The organism is Serratia ureilytica (assembly GCF_017309605.1).
In the GTDB taxonomy this organism is placed as follows: Bacteria; Pseudomonadota; Gammaproteobacteria; order Enterobacterales; family Enterobacteriaceae; genus Serratia; species Serratia ureilytica.
In genome coordinates this window covers 4,510,676-4,535,200 of the sequence record NZ_CP071320.1, presented here as the reverse complement: position 1 = coordinate 4,535,200, position 24,525 = coordinate 4,510,676, and the positions used below count along the sequence as shown (strand labels likewise).

Here is a 24,525-nt window from a genome sequence, read left to right as displayed (position 1 = left end):
AGAAACACAGCCAATACGATGACTGTCTACGTTTGAGACATCATTTCTTGCTGTTACATTAGTATTAATGCATGATTGTCATCAATTTGATTACAACCATGGCACTTTATGGATTACCATATTCATTTTCCCATTTAGTGATGATTCATGCCTAGTTCCCCTTCTAAGCGGCTTGAGGACTTGAGTGTGGCCCAGCGAGAGCGGCTGGCCTACATCGATTTTCGGCTCTATTTCTTCGGTGAGATCGGTCGCCCAGATCTGATTGAGCGCTTCGGCGTGGCTCCAGCAGGGGCGACACGCGATTTGGCTTTGTACCGGGAAATCGTGCCGCATAACATCACCTTCGATGGTAGCAATAAGATCTATCGCATCGGGCAGGCGTTTTCCCCGTTGTTCAAACACGCATCGCAGCGTGTTCTGTCGGCGCTGGCTTTCGGCTTTGGCGATGGCGTGAACGGCTCAATGCAGGCGCTGCTACCATGCGAATCCCCCGCAGCCCTGTGCATCCCCAAGATGGATGTGTTAGCAGCGATTTGCCGAGCCATCCACGCCAAGCGACCTGTCGCCATCCGCTACCACTCGATGAGCGGCGGCGAGTCCGAACGGGTAATTGTGCCCTTTGCCTTGGTTGATACCGGCCTACGCTGGCACGTCCGGGCCTTTGATCGCAAGAGTAGAGAGTTTCGGGATTTCGTCGTCACCCGCATCGAAGCACCAACATTGCTCGACGAGGAGCCACAGGCCAACGAACGACAGGATAACGATATCCAATGGACGCGCATCGTCGAGCTGGATTTCGTGCCGCACCCGAACGTTGATCGGCCCGATATTATCAAGATGGACTACGGGATGACAGATGGTTCGATCAAAATGCGCGTTCGCGCTGCGGTGGTGGGCTATATGTTGCAGCGCTGGCGGGTAGACTGCTCACCCGATCATTGCCTTCGCGGACCGGAGTACCGGTTATGGCTCAAAGATCATCTCGCAATTTACGGCGTAAAAAATGCCTTACTGGCACCAGGCTATAGCGCCACTAAGAAGGCTGACTATTAATGGAACTGATCGACAATATCAACCGTCTGCTCGGAGACGACCTAAAGCAGACGCTCAAACCTGGTGCTCGCCTGAAGATCGCCGCCTCCTGCTTTTCGATGTACGCGTTCGAAGCGCTCAAAGCAGAGCTGGAAAAAATCGACGAGCTGCAATTCATCTTTACCTCGCCGACGTTTACCGCTAACGAGGTTACCGACAAGATTCGCAAGGAACGCAGAGAATTCCACATACCGAAGGCTGACCGCGAACGGAGCTTGTACGGGAGTGAGTTCGAAATTCAGCTGCGTAACAAACTGACCCAGCGCGCAATTGCAAAAGAGTGCGCGGACTGGATGCGGCGCAAGGCAACATTCAAGTCCAATCGCAGCAAGGCACCGATGCAGCAATTTACTTGCATTCAGGCTGCTGCCGCAGATACTGCCTACATGCCACTGCACGGCTTTACCGCCGTCGATCTCGGCTACCAGCAGGGCAACGCTGTCTCCAACTTCGTCAACAAGATGGACGAGCCGACATTTACGGCGACCTACCTCAGTCTGTTTAACCAGATCTGGCAGGACCCCGAGAAGCTGGAGGATGTAACGGCGCAGATCTGCGACCACATTGCATCCGTCTACCAGGAAAACTCGCCCGAGAGCATCTACTTCCTGATGCTCTACAATATCTTCAATGAGTTTCTGGACGACATTAACGAGGATGTCCTGCCGAACGACCGCACGGGCTATCAAGACACGCTCATCTGGAACAAACTCTTCAATTACCAGAAAGATGCTGCTACCGGGATCATCAACAAACTTGAAAGCTACAGCGGCTGCATCTTGGCCGACAGCGTGGGTTTGGGAAAGACTTTTACCGCGCTGGCCGTGGTAAAGTATTACGAACTGCGCAACAAGTCAGTTTTGGTGTTATGCCCTAAGAAGCTGGCGGACAACTGGCTGAACTACAGCCGCAACCTCAAGACCAACATATTTGCTCGCGACCGGTTCAACTACGACGTGCTTTGTCATACCGACCTCAGCCGTACGAGCGGTGAGTCGTTCGGCACACCGCTGAATCGCATCAATTGGGGCAACTACGACCTCGTCGTCATCGACGAGTCGCACAACTTCCGCAACAATGACGCCTATAAGGACAAGGAAACCCGCTACCAGAAGCTGATGAACAAGGTTATCAAGGAGGGAGTGAAAACCAAGGTACTGATGCTTTCGGCCACCCCGGTGAACAACCGCTTCAACGACCTGCGCAACCAACTGGCGCTGGCCTACGAAGGCGACTCCGAAAACCTCAGCAAGAAGCTGCGCACCGGCAAGACGGTAGAGGACATTTTCCGTAGTGCACAGGCCAGCTTTAATGCGTGGGCAAAGCTTCCATCGGAAGAGCGCACAGCGCGGGCCATCCTGGAATCGTTGGACTTCGACTTCTTCGAATTGCTCGACAGCGTCACCATCGCACGTTCGCGCAAGCATATTCAGACCTTCTACGATACCAAGGAAATCGGCCAATTCCCTGAGCGCCGCAAACCCTTGTCGTTCCATAGCCCGCTCACGCAGCGAACGGATGTGATGAGCTTCAACGAAATTTTCGAGCAGCTGTCTTTACTCAAGCTCGCTGTTTACGCGCCGATCAGCTACATCCTGCCCAGTCGGCTCAAGAAGTACGAGGAGATGTATGACACTCAGGTTGCAGGCAAAGGCAAGCTTAAGCAAGTCGACCGCGAAAAGAGCCTGCAGGCATTGATGACGACCAACCTGCTCAAGCGCCTGGAAAGCTCGATTGAGTCTTTCCGCTTGACGCTCCAGTCCCTGCGCGCGAACCACACGAATACGCTAGGCAAGATCAGCACTTTCAATCAGACTGGCGACCTCAGTGGCATTGACAGCAGAATAAATGACCTGACCGACCAGTTAGAAAACCTCGATGCGGACGACGACTTGCCTGATATTGGCGACAGCGAGATTGGCGGCAAGGTCAAGATCAGCCTCGCCGATATGGACTTACCTTCATGGGAGCACGAACTGAAGGTCGATCTGGAAATCATTGATGCCTTGCTGACGTCGATGAACAAGATCACGGCTGCCGATGATGCCAAACTGCAGCATCTCAAGACACTGGTTCTGAAGAAGATCGCAGCACCGCTGAATCCCGGCAACAAGAAGGTGCTGATCTTCACCGCCTTCGCCGACACCGCTGACTATCTGTATGCCAATTTGGCTCCGGAATTGCTGGCTACACATACCTTGCACAGTGCAAAAGTCACCGGCAAAGGGGCACCGAAGAGCACGTTCAAGAAGAGCTATGACTTCCAGGAACTGCTCACCCTCTTCTCGCCGCACTCGAAGGAGAAAGCCATCGTGCTGCCAAATGAGGAGGCAGAGATAGATGTGTTGATCGGCACCGATTGTATCTCTGAAGGCCAGAACCTGCAGGACTGCGACTACCTCATCAACTACGACATCCACTGGAACCCCGTGCGCATCATCCAGCGCTTCGGCCGTGTGGATCGCATCGGCTCACCCAACAGCAGCATCCAACTGGTTAACTACTGGCCAGACATCTCTCTCGACGAGTACATCAACCTGAAGGAACGGGTTGAGAGCCGAATGATGATTGCCGATGTTACAGCCACTGGTGACGACAATGTGCTGAGCGCCCAAGCCAACGATGTGTCTTATCGCAAAGAGCAATTGCGACGTTTGCAAGAGGAAGTGATTGAGCTGGAAGACCTGAAAACCGGAGTGTCGATTACTGATCTCGGGCTCAATGACTTCCGAATGGACTTGCTCAACTATGTGAAGGTCAATGGCGAATTGAGCAACGTGCCAAGCGGGATGCACGCCGTAGTGCCTGCCAAGCCGGAGATGGGCCTACTCCCAGGTGTGATCTTCACGCTACGCAACCGGAATCCAAGCGTCAACGTCAGTCAGCACAACCGCCTGCACCCTTATTACCTCGTCTACATTAATCGCGAGGGGGAAGTCATTCACGATCACACCGAAGTCAAACGTTTGCTGGATCTGGTTCGCACTTGCTGTAAGGGACAAGCCCAGCCTATTACAGATGCCTGTCTCCTGTTCAATAAGGAAACGGCCGATGGCCGCAAGATGCAGATGTATTCGGACCTGCTTGGCAAGGCCATCCGCTCAATGATCGAGGTGAAGGAAGAGAAGGATCTGGACAGCCTCTTCTGCAGCGGAAAGACCACCGCGTTGGTCAATACTATCGTCGGACTGGACGACTTCGAACTGATTACCTTCCTCGTGATTCAGGAGGCCGGATGAGTCAGTCTGCGCGATTTGAGTCGAATACCGCGTTCATTAACTATCCGAAGCAGGCTGTCTTTGGTCGTACCCTGCCAAAGAATAAGATCTACGAACACAGCGGCGCTAATACAAGGCTGAAGGACTTGTTCGTCGAGCAGGTGGAGCAAATCGTCTGGCAATACAAGTTGGCCCCAGAAACGATCAACCTGCCCGCCAGGCTGGGAGTACCAGAGCTTCAGATTTTCTCAATTCAGCTCAAGACATTGGAACTGAATATGGACGTTTTGCGTTGCATCGATGGCGCGGTGCAGTTTCCCGTCATCTTCGAGCTGAGCTTTGATGAGCGAACAAAGGTGATCGCTGCATACAAACGCCCCAATGAGTCAGACGCCAGTCGTTGGGTCTTGAGTGACTACTTTGCCACAGCCTGGTTGCCGAGTGACTATGAGCGCACCGTCATGCCCTTAGCACTCGACCTGGGCGGCTTGTATGAGCAGGTGCTTCACCGTCTGATCCCCATGCCTGCGCGCCCACAAGAAACTCTTGCTGACTTGGTCTCACGCGTGGAACTGGTTGCAGCCAAGCAGCGTGAGGTTGAGAAAGCTGCCAGCAGACTTGCCAAAGAAAAACAATTCAACCGCAAAGTAGAAATCAACGCCGAACTGCGGATGTTGAAAATAGAACTGGAAGAGCTCAAACATTGACAGATCACAACAGGTGTAAGGGAATAAAACTGAAATGAAGATTCAATCCGTTCGCATCAAGAACTTTCGGGCACTCAAAGACGTCACGATCCCCTTCGACTCCGTCACGACATTCATTGGGCCGAACGGAGCTGGCAAGTCGACAGTGCTACGGGCACTCGATTGGTTCTTCAACGGCAAGCCCGGTTCGCTTACAGAAAAAGACTGCTTTTTTGGAGAGACTGACGAAGACATCGAGGTGCAAGTCACGTTCGCAGATCTCACCGAAAAGGATCGGGAGGCGCTTGGTAAGTACACTCCAGAGGGTGCCACCACATTCACTGCGTGGAGGCGCCATTCACCTGACGGGACTGATGTGCTTTCTGCAAACGCAAAGGGATTCCCAGAGTTCAACGCCATCAAAACTGCAAATGGCGTAGCCGCAAAGAGGGAGCTTTATGCCAATCTTAGAGCTAGTCGCCCAGAGCTGGAACTCCCGACAGCCACAACCGGCACTGCCATTGAACATGCAATGACTACTTGGGAAGCGGCACATACAGAACAACTTGTAGACGCCCCCGAATCACTTCAGACCAACTTTTTCGGTTTCAACAGCAGCGGCAAGATGAGCGGCCTTTTCGATTTTGTGTTGGTGACTGCAGACCTTCGCGCAAGTGAAGAATCAATCGACGGAAAGTCGAGCATCATTGGACGTATTCTTGAGCGTTCGGTTGATCGTGCTTCGGCTGATGAAGAGATTGCGAAGATCGTCGAGGAATCACGAACACAGCAGCAAAAAGTGTACGACGAGAAATTCAAAGCGCAACTTGATGTTATGACGACTCAGCTTAATGCCGTCGTTGCGTCCTACTCACCGGGTCGGGCAGTCACTGTTTCCCCGGCAGATGTGGAGCTCAAAGCCCCCAAAACCACGTTCGAAGTAGCCGTGCTCGATGGCACAACCGAAACTGCGGTAGAACGACAGGGGCATGGTTTTCAACGGACGATTTTGATCTCGGCGCTCCAGCTCTTGGCACAGTCCGGCTCTGCATCAGCCGACGGAGTCATCTGCTTAGCAATCGAGGAGCCAGAACTCTTTCAGCACCCGATTCAGGCACAGGCGTTTGCAAAAGTGCTCCGCTCACTTGTCGAAGACCCCGACAAGTGCATCCAGGTGACGTATGCGACACACAGCCCTTATTTCCTTGAGGCCCGCCATTTTGATCAAGTTAGGCGATTGACACGATCATCTGGAGAGACTCCAACTGTGACTATCCACTTTGCCTCCGTTGATGATGTGAAGACCAGACTGCTCCAGATAGTGAACGCTGATGTTGTCGAACGTCAGTTAGATGGCATCGTTTCAGATCAACTGGCTGTAGCGCTCTTTGCCCATCGCGCTTTTCTGGTGGAGGGTACCACCGAGTCATCGGTGTTCCACGGTATAGGCGACAAAATATCTTTTGGTGCGCTTGAAGCCGCTGGCATTTCCATTGTCCCCGTTGGAGGCAAGACGTCGATCCCTCTTGTCCATGCCATCCTGTCCGCGCTCGGTATCCCGGTTTATGCGCTTTTCGATGCTGACAGAGCATGTGAGGCACGAGCAAAAGCCAAAGGAAAACAGCAAAACAAGATCGATGAAGAAATTGCAAAAAACGCCCGAGAAAACCGGACAACATTGAGATACTTCGGCATTGCTGAAGAGGATTTTCCGGAAGCTGTCGTCGGCGACACAGTCGCCATTTTTGAAGACCATCTGGAATCATTTCTCGTAGCCAACTGGACTGAGTGGCTAACCGCCTGCAGTGAAATCGAGGCTGCCACAGGTATCAGTCTCTCGAAGAATCAACTAGCATACCGCACGGCGACACTCAAAGCCGCAGGAGCGGTGCCAGAGATGCTCCAGCAAATCTTAGCCAAGGCAAAAGGAGAATGACCATGCATGAAATCATCTGCCCCCATTGCGGCAAGGCTTTCAAGATTGATGAAACTGGTTACGCAGACATTCTGAAACAGGTTCGCGATGCTGACTTTGAGAAGCAGCTACATGAACGCCTTGAGCTGGCCGAGACGGACAAGCAAAATGCGGTCGAACTCGCTCAAGCCAAGATTACCAGTGAATTGCATAAGGCTGCTTCTGCAAAGGACGCCGAAATTCAGGCACTAAAGGCTAGGCTGGATGCAGGAGAGGTTGCGCAAAAGCTTGCTGTCAGTGAGGCGCTGAACGCGGTAGAAAAAGATCGCGATGCGCTGGCAAACGCGCTGGAAAAAGCAAAGCAAGAGAATGAAACTAAAGCTCAACTGGCCGAGGCGAAGCGATTAAGTGAGCTACGGCAAGCCGAGGCCACCAAGGATACCGTGATTCAGAGTCTGCAGGCCAAGCTTGCAGCGGGCGAAGTTGCACAAAAACTCGCGCTCACCGAAGCGGTCAGCGTGGTGACGAAGGAACGTGACGAACTCAAAAGCGGACTAGATCGAGCTGCACTGGAAAAGCAACTTGCCGAGACTGCACTCAAAGATAAATACGAAACACAGCTCAAAGATCGCGATAGTGAGATCGTGCGTCTGCGGGACATGAAGGCGCGGCTGTCGACCAAGATGATTGGGGAAACCTTGGAGCAGCATTGCGAGATTGAGTTTAACCGTCTCCGAGCCACCGCATTCCCAAAGGCCTACTTCGAAAAAGACAACGACGTGCGCACCGGCAGCAAGGGCGACTACATTTTCCGGGACATGGATGATGCAGGTACCGAGATCGTCTCGATCATGTTCGAGATGAAGAACGAAGGTGACGAAACAGCCACCAAGAAGAAAAACGAAGACTTCTTCAAGGAGCTCGACAAGGACCGCACCGAAAAAGGCTGCGAATACGCCGTGCTGGTATCCCTGCTGGAGCCCGACAGTGAGCTTTACAACGCCGGGATCGTTGACGTGTTTCACCGCTACCCGAAGATGTACGTCGTTCGGCCACAGTTCTTCATCCCCATAATCACGTTGCTACGCAATGCGGCGATGAAGTCACTTCAATACAAGTCCGAGTTGGCGCTGGTGAAGGCGCAGAACATCGACATCACCCAATTTGAAACCCAGCTCGATGACTTCAAGACCGCATTCGGTCGCAATTGGCGTTTGGCTTCAGATGGGTTTGAAGAAGCGGTCAAACGCATCGACGAAGCCATTAAGGATCTTGAAAAGACCAAAGAAGCCCTGCACAAGTCTGCCAACAATCTACGGCTTGCCAACGACAAAGCTGAAGACCTGACGGTCAAGCGGCTCACCCGCGGCAACCCAACAATGGCCGCCAAATTTGCCGAGCTCAAACACCAAAACAATTCTGACGCCGAATAAAGCCAGCCCAGAAAGAATTAGGACACTGCGCAATAGTGCGGCGTCCAGAGGAAAAGAACATGGAAAAGCTAAAAATGCATTCACCCAATCTCACGCAGGACAACATAGCCCGCATTCGCGATCTGTTTCCAGGTTGTGTCACCGAAGCCAAGGGCGAGGACGGCAGCGTGAAGCTGGCGGTGGATTTTGACCTGTTGCGCCAAGAACTGGCTGAGTCAATTGTCGAAGGCCCACAGGAACGCTATCACCTGAACTGGCCGGGTAAGCGCGAGGCATTGCTGACGGCCAATGCGCCAATTGCCAAGACTCTGCGCCCGGTGCGTGAAGAGAGTGTGGACTTTGATACGACGAAGAACCTGTTCATCGAGGGGGATAACCTTGATGCACTGAAGTTGCTGCAGGAAAACTACCTTGGCAAGGTCAAGATGATTTACATCGACCCGCCCTACAATACGGGCAATGATTTCATTTATGAGGATGACTTTGCAGAAGAAACAGGCGATTACTTGCGCCGATCAAATCAAAAGGATGAAGAAGGCAACAGGCTGGTAGCCAACACGGCAACCAACGGCCGCTTTCATTCCGATTGGTTAACCATGATGTACTCCAGGATTCGTCTTGCGAACCGGTTGCTTACTGATGATGGCGTTCTCTTTGTGAGTATTGACGACAACGAAGCCCACAACCTTATTGCGATTTGCTCAGAGATATTTGGATCTGAAAACTTTGTGGCCCAACTCGCTGTACAGCTAAATCCAAGGGGAAGGCATCTTGATCGCTTCGTCGCCAAGACGCATGAAGCAGTTCTCGTATTCGTTAAAGATGGGCTGAACGGCGCATCGATTCAAGGCCTCGAAAAAGAAGGGCGAATGGTTGAGGAATACAACAAGAAAGATGATAAAGGCCCTTATCGACTACTTGGATTGAGAAACCGGAACCAAGCTTTCAACCCAACAACGCGTCCAAAACTCTATTATTCGCTGTACGTAAATAAAACAACAGGGGGAGTTTCCCTAAGTAAAGATGAGGCCCACCAGATTGAGGTCTGGCCTGATGCGCCCAATGGAGTAAAAACATGCTGGACGTGGGGTAAAGATAAGGTATCAAAAGAGGGGGGGCTTCTTTGTGCGGAACGAACAGGTGACGAATGGCGCGTTTATCGAAAAGACTACTTGCACAGCGATGATGGCGAGGTTGCAAAGACCCTTGTGAAGTCGCTCTGGACAGACAAGGAAATCACGAATGACTACGGCAGAAAAGCGATCAAGGATCTTTTTGGCTCATCTGTCATGGATTTTCCGAAGTCTCCAGAACTCATGGCGAAGCTTATTCGTATCGGAAGCCATTCAGACTCCATAGTCATGGACTTCTTCTCTGGCTCGGCATCTACCGCTGAAGCGGTGATGGCGGTAAATGCCGAAGATGGAGGAAATCGAAGATTCATCATGATTCAGTTGCCGGAGCAAGCAAGCGCTGATTCTTCTGCCTCAAAAGCAGGTTTTGCTTCGATAGCGGATATAGGGAAAGAGCGTATACGCCGTGCAGGGAATAGGATACTTGAAGGGGAAGTAAATGACGCATGGAACAAGGATATCGGGTTCAGAACCCTCAAAATCGACCTCTCCAACATGGCCGACGTCTATTACACACCCGACGCGCTGGACAAAGCCAAGTTCGATCTGTTTGTCGACAACATCAAACCCGAACGCACACCAGAAGACCTGCTGTTTCAGGTAATGCTGGACTGGGGTGTCGATCTGGCGCTGCCTATTGCTAAGCAATCCATCCAAGGAAAAGAAGTGTTCTTTGTCGATGGCAATGCGATGGCCGCCTGCTTCGATGCCAGCGGCAGCATCGACGAAGGTTTTGTGAAAGAGCTGGCCAAGCATCAGCCGCTGCGCGTGGTGTTCCGCGACGCGGGCTACAAGAACAGCGCGGTCAAGATCAACGTTGAGCAGATTTTCAAGCTCTCGTCGCCTGCCACCGAAGTGAAATGTATCTGAGGGGGCGAGCAATGAAACTTAAATTCAAACATCAGCCCTATCAGGCTGCCGCCGTGCAGGCAGTTATAGATATTTTTCAGGGGCAGCCACCGGCCTCTAATGCGGCCATGAGCTATCGCCTTGACCCTGGTAGTACCAAAAACGGCATGGATGATCTGTTTGCGGTAGATACCGGTTTTAAAAATGCTGAGCTCACACTCAATGAGGTTGCCTTGCTTGATAACATCCAACAGGCACAGCGCCAGCAAAACCTACCGTTGTCGGAGAGCTTGGTTAAAACCAAGGTGGCCAAGCTAAATCTTGATATCGAGATGGAAACGGGTACTGGCAAGACCTATTGCTACATTAAGACGATTTTCGAGTTGAACAAACAATTCGGCTGGAGCAAGTTCGTCATAGTGGTACCGAGCATTGCCATCCGCGAGGGTGTCACCAAGTCGTTGGAAATCACGGCCGAGCACTTTCAGGAGACCTACCAAAAGAAGGCTCGCTTCTTTATTTACAACTCTAAGCAGTTGCACCATCTGGAGAGCTTCTCCTCCGATGCCGGTATCAATGTCATGGTGATCAACGTACAAGCGTTTAACGCTACCGGCAAAGATAATCGCCGCATCTATGAAGCGCTCGATGATTTTCAGTCACGTCGCCCGATCGATGTGATCAGCGCAAACCGCCCCATCTTGATCCTCGATGAGCCACAGCGGATGGAGGGAGGCAAGACGCTGGATTCCTTGGCTAATTTCAACCCGTTGATGGTGCTGCGCTATTCCGCTACCCACAAGACCACACACAACAAGATCCACCGCCTGGATGCGCTAGATGCCTACAACCAGAAGCTGGTGAAGAAGATTGAGGTGCGCGGTATCTCGGTAAAGGGACTGGCGGGAACCAATGCCTATCTCTATTTACAAGCCATCGAAATCTCAAACAAAAAACCGCCAGTCGCGGTTGTGGAGTTCGAACAGAAACTCAGCAGTGGCAACATCAAGCGCGTCACCCGCAAGCTGGGCAAAGGTGACAATCTGTTTGTGCTATCGAACGAGCTGGATCAATACCGCGATGGGTTTGTGGTATCGGACATAAATGCCAATACGGACACCTTGAGCTTTACCAATGGCGTAGAGCTGACAGTGGGTGATGCGACCGGTGATGTTTCCGAGATAGCGCTGCGCCGCATTCAGATCCGTGAGACGATCAGGGCGCACTTTGATAAGGAGATGGAGCTCTTCGATAAAGGGGTGAAGGTTCTCTCGTTGTTCTTTATCGACGAAGTAGCCAGGTACCGGGACTACTCCGCTACCGATGAAAAAGGCGAGTACGCAAAAATCTTTGAAGAGGAGTACGCTAAGCACCTTCAAGAGGCCTTTGATAATGGGTTTATGGAGGGGGATGCCCCTTATGCTAAATATCTACGCCGCATTGCGGCCGATAAGACGCACAGCGGCTACTTTTCCATCGACAAGAAGAGCAAGCGCCTCACCGATCCCAAGGTCGCTGCGCGCGGTGAAAATGCGGGCTTGTCGGATGATGTAGATGCTTATGATCTGATCCTCAAAGACAAGGAACGGTTATTATCACTAGCTGAGCCGGTACGTTTTATCTTCTCACACTCGGCCTTGCGTGAGGGCTGGGATAACCCGAACGTGTTTGTTATCTGCACGCTCAAGCATAGTGATAACACCATTTCACGCCGCCAGGAGGTCGGGCGCGGCCTGCGTTTGTCCGTTAATCAAAATGGTGATCGCATGGATCACCCGTCCATTGTTCATGACATTAACGTACTGACAGTCGTGGCCAGCGAAAGTTACAAGGACTTCGTAACAGCCTTGCAGAAGGACATTAGCGAGTCCTTGTCAGCTCGTCCGCGTGTGGCGGACAAGGCCTACTTCACGGGCAAGATGCTGAACACGAACGAAGGCCCGGTTACGGTCTCGGACGACCAGGCCACGGACATTGAGTTTTATTTGATCCAGAACGGCTACGTCGATAAAAAACGCAATATCACGGAGAAGTACCATCAAGACAAGAAAGACGGCACGCTTGAGGCATTGCCGGATGAACTACTGTCCTATGCAGAGCAGATATTCCAGCTGATTGATAGCGTATTCAGCGAAAGCCAACTCATGCAGGTAGAAGATGGTCGCAAGCCCAAAAGACTGCAGCCCAATGCCAACTTTGAAAAGCAGGAATTCAAGGCGCTGTGGGGGCGAATCAATCGCAAGGCTACCTACAATGTGCTGTTTGATGATGTTGAGCTAGTGGACAATGCGATTAAGGCGCTTAATGACAAGAATGCTGGATTGCGAGTGACGCCGTTACAATACACTATTCAACGTGGCGAGCAGGCTGATACGGCAACTTACGATGACCTCAAAAAGGGCAATGCCTTCGAGCTGAAAGTTACCGAAACAGAATCGCAAAACGCCTCCATCCACTCCGCTGTGCAGTACGATCTGATTGGCAAGTTATCAGAGGGGACTTTGCTTACAAGACGAACCGTTGCCGAAATTCTTAAAGGCCTCAATGCTGACGTCTTCGCACAATTCAAGAGCAATCCGGAAAGCTTCATTGCCGAAGCCATTCGCTTGGTCAACGAACAAAAGGCCAATGTCATTATCGAGCATCTGGCCTATGACACGTTAGAAGACAAGTTTGATTTGGACATTTTTACCACGGGCCAGAGCAAACAGGATCTCAGTAAGGCCGGGAATAAATTGCAAAATCACATTTATGACTATGTACTTACCGACTCCGCGATTGAGCGCAAGTTCGTCGAAGAGTTGGATACCAGCAAGGATGTGGTGGTATATGCCAAGTTGCCACGTGGTTTTCTGATCCCAACCCCAGTCGGTGATTACAACCCCGACTGGGCCATTTCCTTCAAAGAAGGCTCGGTCAAGCATGTGTATTTCGTTGCTGAGACCAAGGGCTCAATGTCGTCACTGGATTTACGGCCTGTTGAAGCCACCAAGATTAAATGTGCCCGTAAGTTCTTTGATGAGATTAATAAGAAGTTTGCTCCAGAAAACGTGAAGTATGACGTAGTGGATAGCTTCGGTAAGCTGATGGAAGTGGTGAAGTAAGATTAACCCCAGCCTACCATTGTAGAGATCGGCTGGGGTGTATGCTGTATTTTACTTCATTGGGCTGTTGAGCTTTGCATAATCGAATGGTGAAACGGTTTTCTCCCGGTTTGCATCCAGAAAATCAGCCCACCACTGCAACATCAACTTTCGCTCATCCAGATGTTCCGCTTTATGGATATACGCCGCTCGCACCGAGTTACGCTCCATATGGCTCATCTGCCGCTCCACCGCATCCTTGGACCATAGCCCTGACTCAATTAACGAACTACAGGCCATTGTGCGGAAGCCGTGGCCGCAAATTTCAACTTTAGTGTCATAACCCATAACCCGCAGAGCACTGTTGACCGTGTTCTCACTCATGGGCTTGCGCGGATCGTGATCGCTAATGAAAATCAACTCGTGTTCCCCGCAAAACTGTTTTATCTGCTTCAGGATTTGACCTGCCCCCAGTATTAGATACAACCTTCAGTTAGTAATGTCAGTTGGTTTTTCTTCATATTTACTGTTTCGCCAGTCCGTTGCGAATTCAGCTGGTGTCTGGTAATCCAGCGATGAATGGGGACGGCACTCGTTATAATCCTGCCGCCAGTCATTAATCGTTTTCCGGGCATGAAGAATATCGCTGAACCAGTGTTCATTCAGACACTCATCGCGAAAGCGTCCGTTAAAACTCTCAATAAATCCGTTCTGCGTTGGCTTACCTGGCTGGATAAGCCGTAGTTCCACACTATGCTCAAAGGCCCATTGATCGAGCGCGCGGCAGGTAAATTCCGGGCCCTGATCGGTTCTTATTGTCGTCGGATACCCCCGAAACAACGCGATGCTGTCCAGAATACGCGTGACCTGAACGCCTGAAATACCGAAAGCAGCGGTGATCGTCAGACACTCCTTCGTGAAATCATCCACACAGGTCCGGCACTTGATCCTGCGACCGTTGGCCAGTGCGTCCATAACGAAATCCATCGACCATGTAAGGTTCGGTGCATCCGGGCGCAGAAGCGGAAACCGTTCGGTCACCAGCCCTTTACGGCCTCGTCTGCGTTTTACGCTCAGTCCATTAAGGTGGTAAATACGGTATACCCGCTTGTGATTGACGTGAAGCCCCTCCCTACGCAGCAACTGCCAGATGCGCCGATAACCAAAACGTCTGCGTTCAAGCGCCAGCTCAGTAATACGCCCTGATAAATGTGCATCAGCAGCCGGACGCTGAGCATCATAACGGCAGGTCGACAGGGACAAACCTGTCAGCCTGCAGGCCCGACGTTGCGACAGACCGGTCGCATTACACATCAACACCACGGCTTCCCGCTTCTGGCCTGTCGTCAGTACTTTCGCCCCAGAGCCACCTGAAGCGCCTCCTTATCCAGCATGGCTTCGGCAAGCAGCTTCTTGAGCCTGGCGTTCTCTTCCTCAAATGACTTCAGGCGCTTAACCTCGGGCACCTCCATACCGCCATACTTCTTACGCCAGGTGTAAAAGGTGGCGTCGGAAATGGCATGCTTACGGCAGAGCTCACGGGCAGAAACCCCGGCTTCAGCCTCGCGGAGGATACTGATGATCTGTTCGTCGGAAAAACGCTTCTTCATGGGGATGTCCTCATGTGGCTTATGAAGACATTACTAACATCGGTGTGTATTAATCAACGGGGAGCAGGTCAATCTGATGTGGGGAAAAGATAATCCCTTTATCTAGGATTATCTTTTCAAAAGGCAACACGGGGTGTTTCGGTCCTAAAAGCATTGTATTAATGCTGGCTATTTATATGCAGCCTCTTTCAACTCCAACTTCACCATCAGTTTCTTATTCACCTCTTTCCCATCCACCCCACTATGAATCCGCCGATGGCAAGTCGGGCAGATGGCGCCCACCCACTGCGGGTGATCGGGGCCTTCGTCGGCTAAGCGTTTGGTGTGGTGGGGTTCGAGGTAGGGCTCGCCGTTCTCCCGATAGAATGGTGCTGGTTGTTCACATGATTCACAGATGCCATTGGCACGTTGCAGTACGTAATTTTTCACGTCCTTACTGCGATTGAACCAAGATTGTTTACTGTCACCTTGTTGGCGTTTGCCTGACATCGCTGATGACTTTATAGCCTTCACTCGTAATTCTTTGAGAGTTTCCGTCTTCTGGCCAATTTTTGTTGATATGGCGGTATCCACAATACTTTGAGCTGACGATACCGGGAATAAATTGAAAACGATCCCCTGTCGCATGTCCTTCTTTTGTAAGTCTAAGCACTGAATGTAATCCCAAGAATCGCACTCGAACATGCCAAGATAGCGAACGCCTTTTTCTTTCTTGTTGTCCTCAAATAGGAAGATGTCTTTGCCATCTTCCTTATGGTCTCGGATGGCCTTATTACCTCTAGTAAAGGTCATAGGCCCTTTTTGGCCTTCTCCTGTATAGGCGTAGCGTCCATCCTCTAGCTGACCATCTTTATAGCCGTAGGTTTCGCCGCTTTCTCCGGTGAAGATAAAGATCACCGGGAATTCCCGCGGGGTCCAGATACCGCCTTGCAGCTGCCCGCCGTAGAGCTCGATAAGCGCTTTGCGTGTGTACAGTTTGCCTTCGGTTAAATAGTCAAAAGGATGCGGTGTTTCGACGATCTCAAAACCGAGATCTTTGAGAAATTGGATGGCTTTTTCCGTCCCGCTGTCGGCGTTGATTCCCTTAAACGGATAACCATGCTGCTCACTGTATGCTCTAGCGCCAATGCCTCGGATGTCGTACTTTTCGCCATTATAATGAAGGGTGAATTTTTTAAATCGCTTTATTTTATGTTTTTTTAAGAATTCATCTCGGCCAAGTTTTTTATATTCTTCGATGGCTTTTAAAACGGATTCTTTTGAAGATAACGCCTCTATTGCAGTTGCCAAAACCACTCCCTCACATTGCCGAGTTGGCTCTGAGCAATGTGCTTGCTGACGAGAGCAGTATGCATCAATACCCAGCAGTTAACTCATCGATTTACCGAATGCGTTAACTATGCCAGGTAGGGGAGGAAATGCCTACCTTGATGAATGCTTTTGTTGTGATACGTCAGTCAGATCTATTGGAAAAACGTGAGTGGGAAGGGCGATGAGCATAGCCCTGATTGCCACTTACGTTAGCCGCAGGCTTCCATCTCCCGCAACGCCCGCCCATAAAGGTTACACAACGCAGGGATCAGATGCACTGTGGCGGTGAGATAGCGATTCAGCTGTCCCCAGTCTTCGGCATCCAGCTGCGGGGTCTTTTGCAGCAAGTGGCCGAACAGCATCAGCCCGTGGCACAGCCCTTCCGCCTGCTCGGCAGAGAGGGCAGCTAGGTCTAAGAGTTCTGAGGGATTGAAAGCGCTGAGATCGAGGTGGTTAAACAGTTGGCGATAGAGAGTGAGGGTGTTGGGGATGGTTTCAGAAGCGTTGGGTAAGTAAGTGTTTTCCATATCGGCTATTTCCATTGGGAGAGAAATACCGCTACCAGAAGAGACGCTAAACTCGGGTGGTAGCTCGAACGGCGTTAGCGTACCGGCCCCAACGGATACCGGCCTTCCCGGAGGAAGCACCGCCCGAGCCACCATTGTTTGGGTGCGCATCGGCATGCTCGAATTTATACCATATTCGAACAGGGTTGGGGTATTCGGAACGCTAACTCCGGCTGCGGATTTGGCCGCAGCGAAAAAACTATAGCGTTATCAGTAAAAGGAAAAAATAAGCTGTATGGAATTACAGTTTATTTACTTTTAGGATTGGAATGTACCTCGCAATTCGGCATATCATCTTTGCGTTGAACTATCAGTCATCCATTCATGGATAATATTTCCTCATTAAGATTTATAAATAATGGAATATGATGAAAGCTAATTTCTTGCTGGCCATTGCAGGATCGATATTGTTAAGCGCCTGCGTAGGTGATCGCCTCGATCAGCGCTATGCGCCGGATATCTCTATCACCGCCCATGCTAAAGCGAATGGCGACATCTGCATCTATCCGTCACCAAAGGAAAACGAAAGGCCAGATACGCTCTATATCAGTGGAGATTTGGATGAGAAATTGATTGAGGTGGTGAACCAGAATCTGAAAAAGGGCATTTGCGTTACCCAAGAAGATTACCCGTTTCAGGAAAATTATATCTACAGCATGAGGCTAAATTTCGTACCGATTGAGAAGCGCAGAAATCTGCAGGATGTCTCCGGCAGGGCCTTTATCGCTCACTTCAAAGTGAAAAGATTCAATAATCACTTTGCTATTGAAAACATCCAATAACGAGGCGCTCTATTGAAATAACAGTGCTTCAGTATTGACCGAACCTTACAGATAAGGTGCCGGCTAATTTGGCGTTAACCATTCCAGTATTTATCCTTTCGAGAGCTTATGTTAATCATACGGCTTTGCTCATTCACGGATGAACGAACATGGCGAATGAAGATGAGTTGCGTATTGCCTTGTCGCCGGTGCAGCTTGCGGCGGTGCTGTCTGATGAAAGCGTCACTGAAGGTGAAACGCTCAGTAACCGTCTGCTTGGCGGTTTGGGGCTTGCCGGTGGTGTCGTTGAGCTGATGGGGGCGGGGGTATTGTGCTATGCGCCGGATCCGACGTTTATCACCAAGGTTGGGTGTGTGGTGGTGGGAACGCATAGCCTGGACAGCATCAAGGCCGCTTCCAATCAGATGATTACCGGGCATCCAACAACTACCGATACTTATCAGTCTGCCGTTTTATTGGCGCAAACATTGGGTGCCGATCGGGAAACGGCCTATAACGTTGGTTTAACGGTCGATATTGCCGTGCCTTTTGTCTTTGCCGGAGCGGTTGGCGCTGCCAGAGTCGCATCCGTGCGTATGGGGCGGGTTAAGCTGGTTGAGCATGAGTCCGTTAGCGGTAAATATCCGGGCGGGCACACATTGGCTCGGCATATAAACATAGCTCCGGAAGCGCTTATTGCCAGGCTAGTCAGGCGCCCGAAACTGATTGCAGCAAGCACCTTCAGGTCGGTAAAGGAGGCCGAAAAGTATGTTTCTGTTACGGTAAAGGCAAACCGCGCAGATATTGTGCATTGGGTAAAGTACGCGTCTCCCGGCAGCCGTTTGAGCGTGTATCATAATTTTTCAGAGTCAGTGGGTTACGGCGTATTACGCGGAAGTACTGACGTCTATCAATGTCACCGGGTTGGCGTTGTGATTGAATTTACCCGCTATAATGGCAAACCTTACTTTATCCTTAGCGCTTTCCCTGCGAGATAAGCCGATGAAAAACAGCGAACTTGATAACCTGATCGTCGTTTATTTTGGTCAAGATTATGACCTGATAAATGCAGAGGGCGATATTACTGCGCTGATCGCAGAGTACATTCGTCTGGCGACTCATCAGCAGCGCGAGGCTTTGGTTAATGAGATAGATGCGTTATTGGCGCAGGATAATGTGGAGTCATTATTCAGCCAACGTTTCGGCTTTACCTTCAGCCCGGAGCTATGGGGAACCACGGTTTCCGCTTTCCTGCAACAGGCCAGAAGCGCTGCAGTGAAAGCGCTTTGAGCACTATCGTGATTCGCAATCACTTCAGCGATCTCAGTAGATTATTCAGTATTTACTTCGGTCAGGATTATGATCTGTTTACTGATGCCGAAACGGCCGAAGGTGTGATTGACGGCTTCCTGGAGCAAAACGGCACTCAAGTCATCCGCGATATCCTCGAGGAGACTAAAGAGTTTCAGGCTACTTATGCAGGGCGTATAGACGAAGGCATGGCGGAGCATTTTACAGATGAGTTTGTGCCGGAGAGCTGGGGTACTACCGCGGTAGCGTTCTTTGCCATTTTGCAACGAAAAGCAGAGCAAAAGCTGGGGCAGCTTAAACGAATTTAAGCCCCCCAACCCCCCCGCCCAAACCTACCCCAAATCCCCCCCATTGCTGGCGATCACTTTCTTATACCACCAGAACGATTTCTTGCGGGTGCGGGCGAGGGTGCCGTTGCCCTGGTCGTCGCGGTCGACGTAGACAAAGCCGTAGCGCTTGCTCATTTCGCCGGTCGAGGCGGCCACCAGGTCGATGCAGCCCCAGGTAGTGTAACCCAGCACCGGCACGCCGTCGGCGATGGCGTCGGCCATGGCGCGGATGTGTTCGCGCAGGTAGCTGATGCGGTAGTCGTCCTCAATCTCGCCTGCTGCATTGAACTCGTCGTGCGCGCCCAGGCCGTTTTCCACCAGGAACAGCGGCTTTTGGTAGCGGTCGTACATCATGTTCATGGTGATGCGCAGCCCTAGTGGATCGATGCCCCAGCCCCAGTCGCTGCGAGGCAGGTGCGGGTTCGCCAGCGATTTCACCACGTTGGCGGCGCTGCTGTTGTTGTCGTTCATGTCGGCGGAGGCGCAGCGCGAGGCGTAGTAGCTAAAGGAGACGAAGTCGACGGTGTGCTTCAGGATGTCGGCGTCTTCCGGTGCCATTGCGATGCTCACGCCTTTCTCGCGGAAGACGCGGGCGGCGTAGGAGGGGTAAGCGCCGCGCGCCTGCACGTCGATAAAGAACAGGTTCTCGCGGTCTTTCTCCAGCGCGGCCCACACGTCTTCCGGCTTGCTGGACCACGGGTAGAAGTTGCCGCCGGCCAGCATGCAGCCCACCTGGTTGGCGGGGTTCACTTCGTGGGCGATGCGCGTCGCCAGCGCGCTGGCCACCAGTTCGTGGTGCGCGGCCTGGTATTTCACCTGTTCGGGGTTTTCGTCCGCTTCAAACACCAGCCCGGCGCCGGAGAACGGGCTGTGCAGCAGGATGTTGATCTCGTTGAAGGTCAGCCAGTATTTCACCAGCCCGTCGAAGGCTTCGAAGCAGGTGCGGGCGTAGCGGGTGAAAAATTCCACCATCTTGCGGCTGCGCCAGGAGCCGTATTCGGTCACCAGGTGCATCGGCACGTCGAAATGGCACAGGGTCACCAGCGGCTCGATGCCGTATTGGCGGCACTCTTCGAACAGGCTGCGGTAGAAGGCGATGCCCTCGGGGTTGGGCGTCAGCTCGTCGCCGTTGGGGTAAATCCGGCTCCAGGCGATGGAGGTGCGGAACACGGTAAAGCCCATCTCCGCCATCAGCGCGATGTCGTCGCGGTAGCGGTGGTAGAAATCGATGGCGTCGTGGCTAGGGTAAAACTCGTCGTCGCGCAGGTTAAAGCGCTTCTCCAGCCCGAGTTTGACCGCCATGCGGTTGGCGCCGTGCGGGATCATATCGACGGTGGTCAGCCCTTTGCCGCCCTCGCGATAGCCACCTTCCGCCTGGTTGGCGGCTAAAGCGCCGCCCCATAAAAATCCTTTAGGGAATGTTGAATCGGACATGCAATCCTCTGGTGTCTCAATGCGTTGCGCTGGCGGCGTTCGCCGCCGGTGCGGTTTGGCCGGGCGCGGCGGCGTTTTCCGGCAGATCCTCGAAGCCCAGCATCAGCGTGAGCGCGAACGACAGCACCACCGAGAGCGCCATCACCGCCACCACCCACACGATGCTCATCGGGTTGGCCGGATCGAAGAACTGCACGCTGGTGAACAGCCCGGGCGAGGCCATCGAATGGCTGGCCAACCCGCCGATGCCGGCGACCGCGCCGCAGACGAAGCCGCTGATCAGACTGGCGATCAGCGGCCGCTTCAGGCGCACCGCCACACCGTACAGCGCCGGTTCGGAAATCCCCGCCACGATGGCGGAAGCGGCGGCGGCCAGCGCGGTCTGGCGCAGCTCGCGGTTCTTGGTTTTCAGCGCCACCGCCAGCGAAGCGCCGCCCAGCGACAGGTTGGCGCCGATCTCCGAAGGCATCACCATGCCCTCTTTGCCGGTCTCGGCGATGGTCTGGATGATGGTCGGGGTGAACACCCGGTGCATACCGGTGATCACCAGCAGCGGCCAAATCGCCCCCATGATGGCCACGGAAAGCCAGCCCAGGTAGCCGTGCACGGTGTACACCAGCGCCGAAATGCCGCTACCGATCCAGATGCCGAGCGGCCCGATAAGCAGAATGGCGATCGGCGCGGCGATCAGCACGATCAGCATCGGCTTGAGGAAGTTTTTGGTCACCGCCGGGGTGATACGATCCACCCCGCGTTCGATGTGCGACAGGATCCAGGTCATCACCAGCGCCGGGATCACCGTGTAGGTGTATTTCACCGCCGTCACCGGGATGAAGGCGAATTCCACCGCCTGGCCCTGCGCCGCCTTGGCCATCAGATCGATAAAGTTGGGATGCACCAGCACTCCGGCGATGGCGATCGCCAGCGACATGTTGGTTTTGAACTTCAGCGCTGCCGAGGCGGCGACCATCACCGGCAGGAAGAAGAACGCGCCGTCGCCGATCACATTGAGGATGACGAGGGTCGAGGAGCCTTTCTCAAATACCCCGGCCATATCCAGGATCATCGCCAGCAGCTTCACCATCGAGCCGCCGATGATGGCGGGGATCAGGGGCGACATGGTGCCCACCAGCGCGTCGAGAATGCCGGCGCCGATGCCCTTCAGGGTGAGCTTGCGCTTCACCGGGGCGGCGGGGGCCGCCGCGCCCGGCATGCCGAGCGCCAGCACCGCCTGATAGGCTTTGGCCACCTCGTTGCCGATGATCACCTGGCACTGCTCGCCGCTGTGCACCACGCCCAGCACGCCGTCGATGGCCTTCAGCGCCGGCGTGTCGATCTGCGCTTTGTCTTTCACCACGAATCTCAGGCGGGTCATGCAGTGGGTCACGGCCTCGATATTGCCCGTGCCGCCTAGGGCGGCCACGATGGCGTGCGAGATCTCTGCGTAGTTCTTCGGCATGGCGTGTCGTCTCTCAGATAGCAATTCGGATAGCCCAAAGGCGAATATTTACTGCCTGGGCGATCCGTCGTTCCATCCGTATGAAACGCCCATAAGAAACCGGTTTCACAAAATCATGTATTTGTGTTTTGTAGTTGGCAAGAACTATGATTTTTGGCGTTTCGTTTTCGTGATCTGGATCGTCAGGGATAAGTGCGCACCGACGCGCAGGGGCGCGAAAGCGTTCCAAACGCCGGGCGTCTTGGTTAGACTGCGCTGAACCCATGGATTTTGGCGGCGCACAGATGGCAACGATACTCGAGGTGGCGAAAAAGGCCGGCGTTTCAAAGGCGACGGTGTCGCGCGTTTTGTCCGGCAGCGGCTATGTCAGCGAGGAGAAACGCGCGTTGGTGGATAAAGCCATCGCGGAAACCGGCTATCGGCCCAACCTGCTGGCGCGCAGCCTGGCGACCAACACCACCCAAACCCTCGGCCTGGTGGTTACCAACACCCTCTACAGCGGCAACTATTTCAGCGAACTGATGGCGCAGTCGGCGCGCATCATGGAGGCGAACGGCCGCCAGCTGATCCTGGCGGACGGCAAGCACACCGCCGAAGAGGAGCGGGCCGCCATTCAGTTTTTGCTGGATCTGCGCTGCGACGGGGTGATCATCTATCCGCGTTTTCTGTCGATCGCGGAAATGGACGAGATCGTCTCCCAACACCGCCAGCCGATTCTGGTGATCAACCGGCGGCTGCGGCTGAACGACAGCTACTGCATCTTCAGCGATCAGCACGCTGCCGGCGCGGCGGCGGTGGCGCACCTGATCGCGCGCGGCCATCGCGACATCGCCTTTATCACCGGTTCGCTCGATTCCCCCACCGGGCTGGAGCGGCTTTCCGGCTACAAGTCCGCGCTGGCGCAGCAGGGCATTGCGGTTAACGAGGCGTTGATCGTCGAAGGAAAATGGAACGCGCAAAGCGGCGTGGCGGCGGTCGATGCGCTGCTGGCCGGCGGGCAGCCGTTCAGCGCCATCGTCGCCGGCAACGACGAAATGGCCATCGGCGCGATGAAGCGGCTGGCGGAGCGCGGCGTGGCGGTGCCGGAGGCGGTATCGGTCGTCGGCTTCGACGACATCCCGCTGGCGCCCTATACCGTGCCGTCGCTGTCGAGCATGAAGATGCCGGTCACCGAGATGATCCAGGAGACCATCAACCGCCTGCTGTCGATGCTGGACGGCGGCGAGCTCAGCAAGCGCCCCAGCTTCCCGGCCAGCCTGATCGAGCGCGAGTCGGTAGCGGCGGGGCCGTATTTTCAAAAGGGGTAAAACGGTAGGGTTGGCTTATTGTTCGCCACGGTAAGTCATATAAATTTTCTGTACTTCAGGATCGTCCATGCTGCCGTAGGAGATATTTTCTTTATCTAAACCATCCAGTCCTTTTATTCCACCGATGATGTTTGGCCAATCATCGCGGCTGGCTATGTCGATGACAAAAGGTTGCAGATATTGGTCGAGATGTCTCTGAGCGGGGGCGTTTATCTCGTCAGTCATAGCCTGGAGGTAGTCATGCTTATTCGTTTCCGCCCAGTTAATGCTGAACCCGGCACGGAAGCTGAGCTCCATGAAGACTAACAAAATTGTGCGGCCGTTGCCGTCCAGAAAGGGATGTGCGAAAGCCAATAATCCCATGACTTCCCCTGGCCGTTCCCTGAAGCGTTGTTCGTCTGCTGCAAGCCGCAGCGCATAATCAACGGCTCTGCGGATAGAATCAGGACGTTCGAAGACCGTATGGCGCGGTTCGTTCTTTGAGCCTTTGAAGACGGCAAGATGGGGGACTAGCGTGTTTCTGTCCTTTCCCGCCCAAGGATAGAAACCAGAGAACAGGATTTCGTGAACTTTCAGAATAGACGGGTAGTCTATGCGCTGCGTTTGGGCGAGGTAGCTGAGGGCGTCTTCGATGCTTAATTCGAATGAAAGATGTTCTGCCTTTTTTATTTCATCGGGATCTTTAAGCTTCAGGCTATTTTGCAAATAGCCGTTGGCATCAAAATCGCCGAAAGGATCAAACATCATGCTTTGAATTTCTTACGAACGGCCCTCTGTTCGCGGAAATAACGCCCCTGAAGGCTGAGAATTTCAGATTTGGTCAGGATACCTTTTCGTTTAAGGTTAACCAGTAATTGTTCCACCTCATCCAATTCGACAGCGTCGTCAGCCAGGCCGGTAATGGCCACCGCCATACGGCTCATGCCGTCGCGGGAATGTGTAATTTCATGGTCTTTAGCCAGTTGATGAACATAGTTGGCAACGCTAACGATGGCTCTTTGGGTCATGGGGCATCCTCCATTATTGGT

General features: G+C 53.0%; 19 protein-coding genes and 1 pseudogene. 12 read left to right on the top strand and 8 right to left on the bottom strand.

Features of this window, described 5'->3' with window-relative positions:
* The first annotated feature begins 186 nt into the window (after positions 1-186).
* Genes J0X03_RS21460 through J0X03_RS21430 form a run of 7 tightly spaced genes read left to right on the top strand, consistent with a single transcriptional unit; the run spans position 187 to position 13,430 of the window.
* On the top strand, positions 187-1,053 hold the full coding sequence (locus J0X03_RS21460) for a helix-turn-helix transcriptional regulator (protein WP_474104000.1): 867 nt from the start codon (positions 187-189) through the stop codon (positions 1,051-1,053).
* A complete protein-coding gene (locus tag J0X03_RS21455; RefSeq protein ID WP_129993879.1) occupies positions 1,053-4,331 on the top strand; it encodes a helicase-related protein in 3,279 nt (1,092 codons plus the stop codon). Before J0X03_RS21460 ends, J0X03_RS21455 begins: the two co-directional genes overlap by 1 nt.
* Positions 4,328-5,017, top strand: a complete 690-nt coding sequence (locus tag J0X03_RS21450; RefSeq protein WP_129993880.1) for a DUF4391 domain-containing protein — start codon at positions 4,328-4,330, stop codon at positions 5,015-5,017. Before J0X03_RS21455 ends, J0X03_RS21450 begins: the two co-directional genes overlap by 4 nt.
* 34 nt (positions 5,018-5,051) lie before the next feature.
* The gene (locus tag J0X03_RS21445) at positions 5,052-6,932 is read left to right on the top strand and encodes an ATP-dependent nuclease (RefSeq protein ID WP_129993881.1); all 1,881 of its coding nucleotides are present in this window, start codon (positions 5,052-5,054) and stop codon (positions 6,930-6,932) included.
* Between the two features lie 2 nt (positions 6,933-6,934).
* A complete protein-coding gene (locus J0X03_RS21440) occupies positions 6,935-8,344 on the top strand; it encodes a DUF2130 domain-containing protein (protein ID WP_129993882.1) in 1,410 nt (469 codons plus the stop codon).
* A 59-nt stretch (positions 8,345-8,403) separates the two neighbouring features.
* Positions 8,404-10,347 (top strand): site-specific DNA-methyltransferase, encoded by a 1,944-nt coding sequence (locus J0X03_RS21435; RefSeq protein ID WP_129993883.1) that lies wholly within the window; start codon positions 8,404-8,406, stop codon positions 10,345-10,347.
* Between the two features lie 11 nt (positions 10,348-10,358).
* Positions 10,359-13,430, top strand: a complete 3,072-nt coding sequence (locus J0X03_RS21430; RefSeq protein ID WP_129993884.1) for a type III restriction-modification system endonuclease — start codon at positions 10,359-10,361, stop codon at positions 13,428-13,430.
* 51 nt (positions 13,431-13,481) lie between these two features.
* Here J0X03_RS21430 and J0X03_RS21425 read toward each other — a convergent pair.
* From J0X03_RS21425 to J0X03_RS24230, 4 genes and pseudogenes are all read right to left on the bottom strand, one after another.
* A pseudogene (locus J0X03_RS21425) lies at positions 13,482-13,868 on the bottom strand (tyrosine-type recombinase/integrase); the annotation flags it as partial.
* Between the two features lie 30 nt (positions 13,869-13,898).
* Positions 13,899-15,019 (bottom strand): IS3 family transposase gene (locus J0X03_RS21420; RefSeq protein WP_160203932.1). Its coding sequence is split into 2 segments (ribosomal slippage): positions 13,899-14,761 and positions 14,761-15,019, totalling 1,122 coding nucleotides; the frame shifts between segments, so codons are not numbered across the junction.
* Positions 15,020-15,187: 168 nt separating this feature from the next.
* Positions 15,188-16,315, bottom strand: coding sequence for an HNH endonuclease (locus J0X03_RS21415; RefSeq protein ID WP_415641168.1), 1,128 nt, complete (start codon positions 16,313-16,315; stop codon positions 15,188-15,190).
* A gap of 224 nt (positions 16,316-16,539) precedes the next feature.
* Positions 16,540-16,857, bottom strand: coding sequence for a hypothetical protein (locus tag J0X03_RS24230; RefSeq protein ID WP_230358665.1), 318 nt, complete (start codon positions 16,855-16,857; stop codon positions 16,540-16,542).
* 407 nt (positions 16,858-17,264) lie between these two features.
* On the opposite strand from J0X03_RS24230, the gene J0X03_RS21405 reads away from it, so the two are divergent.
* The 4 genes from J0X03_RS21405 to J0X03_RS21390 all read left to right on the top strand — a co-directional run bounded on the left by J0X03_RS21405 (position 17,265) and on the right by J0X03_RS21390 (position 19,276).
* Positions 17,265-17,678 (top strand): putative T6SS immunity periplasmic lipoprotein, encoded by a 414-nt coding sequence (locus J0X03_RS21405; RefSeq protein ID WP_160203934.1) that lies wholly within the window; start codon positions 17,265-17,267, stop codon positions 17,676-17,678.
* A gap of 149 nt (positions 17,679-17,827) precedes the next feature.
* Positions 17,828-18,655, top strand: coding sequence for an RNase A-like domain-containing protein (locus J0X03_RS21400; protein ID WP_160203935.1), 828 nt, complete (start codon positions 17,828-17,830; stop codon positions 18,653-18,655).
* Between the two features lie 4 nt (positions 18,656-18,659).
* Positions 18,660-18,947 carry a contact-dependent growth inhibition system immunity protein gene (locus J0X03_RS21395; RefSeq protein ID WP_160203936.1) on the top strand — a complete coding sequence of 96 codons (288 nt, stop codon included), beginning with the start codon at positions 18,660-18,662 and terminating at the stop codon, positions 18,945-18,947.
* Positions 18,944-19,276, top strand: a complete 333-nt coding sequence (locus J0X03_RS21390; RefSeq protein WP_160203937.1) for a contact-dependent growth inhibition system immunity protein — start codon at positions 18,944-18,946, stop codon at positions 19,274-19,276. Before J0X03_RS21395 ends, J0X03_RS21390 begins: the two co-directional genes overlap by 4 nt.
* A 24-nt stretch (positions 19,277-19,300) precedes the next feature.
* On the opposite strand, the gene J0X03_RS21385 is transcribed toward J0X03_RS21390, so the two are convergent.
* The gene (locus J0X03_RS21385) at positions 19,301-20,731 is read right to left on the bottom strand and encodes a 6-phospho-beta-glucosidase (RefSeq protein ID WP_160203938.1); all 1,431 of its coding nucleotides are present in this window, start codon (positions 20,729-20,731) and stop codon (positions 19,301-19,303) included.
* Positions 20,732-20,747: 16 nt separating this feature from the next.
* Positions 20,748-22,190: a PTS cellobiose/arbutin/salicin transporter subunit IIBC gene (ascF, locus tag J0X03_RS21380; protein WP_160203939.1), complete on the bottom strand. Its 1,443-nt coding sequence runs from the start codon at positions 22,188-22,190 to the stop codon at positions 20,748-20,750.
* Between the two features lie 284 nt (positions 22,191-22,474).
* Between ascF and J0X03_RS21375 the strand changes: the two genes are divergently transcribed.
* Positions 22,475-23,497 (top strand): LacI family DNA-binding transcriptional regulator, encoded by a 1,023-nt coding sequence (locus J0X03_RS21375; RefSeq protein ID WP_122004269.1) that lies wholly within the window; start codon positions 22,475-22,477, stop codon positions 23,495-23,497.
* A 15-nt stretch (positions 23,498-23,512) separates the two neighbouring features.
* Here J0X03_RS21375 and J0X03_RS21370 read toward each other — a convergent pair whose 3' ends face one another.
* On the bottom strand, positions 23,513-24,244 hold the full coding sequence (locus J0X03_RS21370; RefSeq protein WP_103101788.1) for a Fic/DOC family protein: 732 nt from the start codon (positions 24,242-24,244) through the stop codon (positions 23,513-23,515).
* Positions 24,241-24,504 (bottom strand): hypothetical protein, encoded by a 264-nt coding sequence (locus tag J0X03_RS21365; protein WP_047025142.1) that lies wholly within the window; start codon positions 24,502-24,504, stop codon positions 24,241-24,243. Before J0X03_RS21365 ends, J0X03_RS21370 begins: the two co-directional genes overlap by 4 nt.
* Positions 24,505-24,525 lie beyond the last annotated feature (21 nt).

Excerpts from the sequence above, each read along its gene's own strand:
- J0X03_RS21455 (WP_129993879.1), top strand. The coding sequence starts at position 1,053 with ATGGAACTGATCGACAATATCAACCGTCTGCTCGGAGACGACCTAAAG.
- J0X03_RS21450 (WP_129993880.1), top strand. The coding sequence starts at position 4,328 with ATGAGTCAGTCTGCGCGATTTGAGTCGAATACCGCGTTCATTAACTAT.
- J0X03_RS21445 (WP_129993881.1), top strand. The coding sequence starts at position 5,052 with ATGAAGATTCAATCCGTTCGCATCAAGAACTTTCGGGCACTCAAAGAC.
- J0X03_RS21440 (WP_129993882.1), top strand. The coding sequence starts at position 6,935 with ATGCATGAAATCATCTGCCCCCATTGCGGCAAGGCTTTCAAGATTGAT.
- J0X03_RS21435 (WP_129993883.1), top strand. The coding sequence starts at position 8,404 with ATGGAAAAGCTAAAAATGCATTCACCCAATCTCACGCAGGACAACATA.
- J0X03_RS21430 (WP_129993884.1), top strand. The coding sequence starts at position 10,359 with ATGAAACTTAAATTCAAACATCAGCCCTATCAGGCTGCCGCCGTGCAG.
- J0X03_RS24230 (WP_230358665.1), bottom strand. The coding sequence starts at position 16,857 with ATGGAAAACACTTACTTACCCAACGCTTCTGAAACCATCCCCAACACC.
- J0X03_RS21405 (WP_160203934.1), top strand. The coding sequence starts at position 17,265 with ATGAAAGCTAATTTCTTGCTGGCCATTGCAGGATCGATATTGTTAAGC.
- J0X03_RS21400 (WP_160203935.1), top strand. The coding sequence starts at position 17,828 with ATGGCGAATGAAGATGAGTTGCGTATTGCCTTGTCGCCGGTGCAGCTT.
- J0X03_RS21395 (WP_160203936.1), top strand. The coding sequence starts at position 18,660 with ATGAAAAACAGCGAACTTGATAACCTGATCGTCGTTTATTTTGGTCAA.
- J0X03_RS21385 (WP_160203938.1), bottom strand. The coding sequence starts at position 20,731 with ATGTCCGATTCAACATTCCCTAAAGGATTTTTATGGGGCGGCGCTTTA.
- ascF (WP_160203939.1), bottom strand. The coding sequence starts at position 22,190 with ATGCCGAAGAACTACGCAGAGATCTCGCACGCCATCGTGGCCGCCCTA.
- J0X03_RS21375 (WP_122004269.1), top strand. The coding sequence starts at position 22,475 with ATGGCAACGATACTCGAGGTGGCGAAAAAGGCCGGCGTTTCAAAGGCG.
- J0X03_RS21370 (WP_103101788.1), bottom strand. The coding sequence starts at position 24,244 with ATGATGTTTGATCCTTTCGGCGATTTTGATGCCAACGGCTATTTGCAA.
- J0X03_RS21365 (WP_047025142.1), bottom strand. The coding sequence starts at position 24,504 with ATGACCCAAAGAGCCATCGTTAGCGTTGCCAACTATGTTCATCAACTG.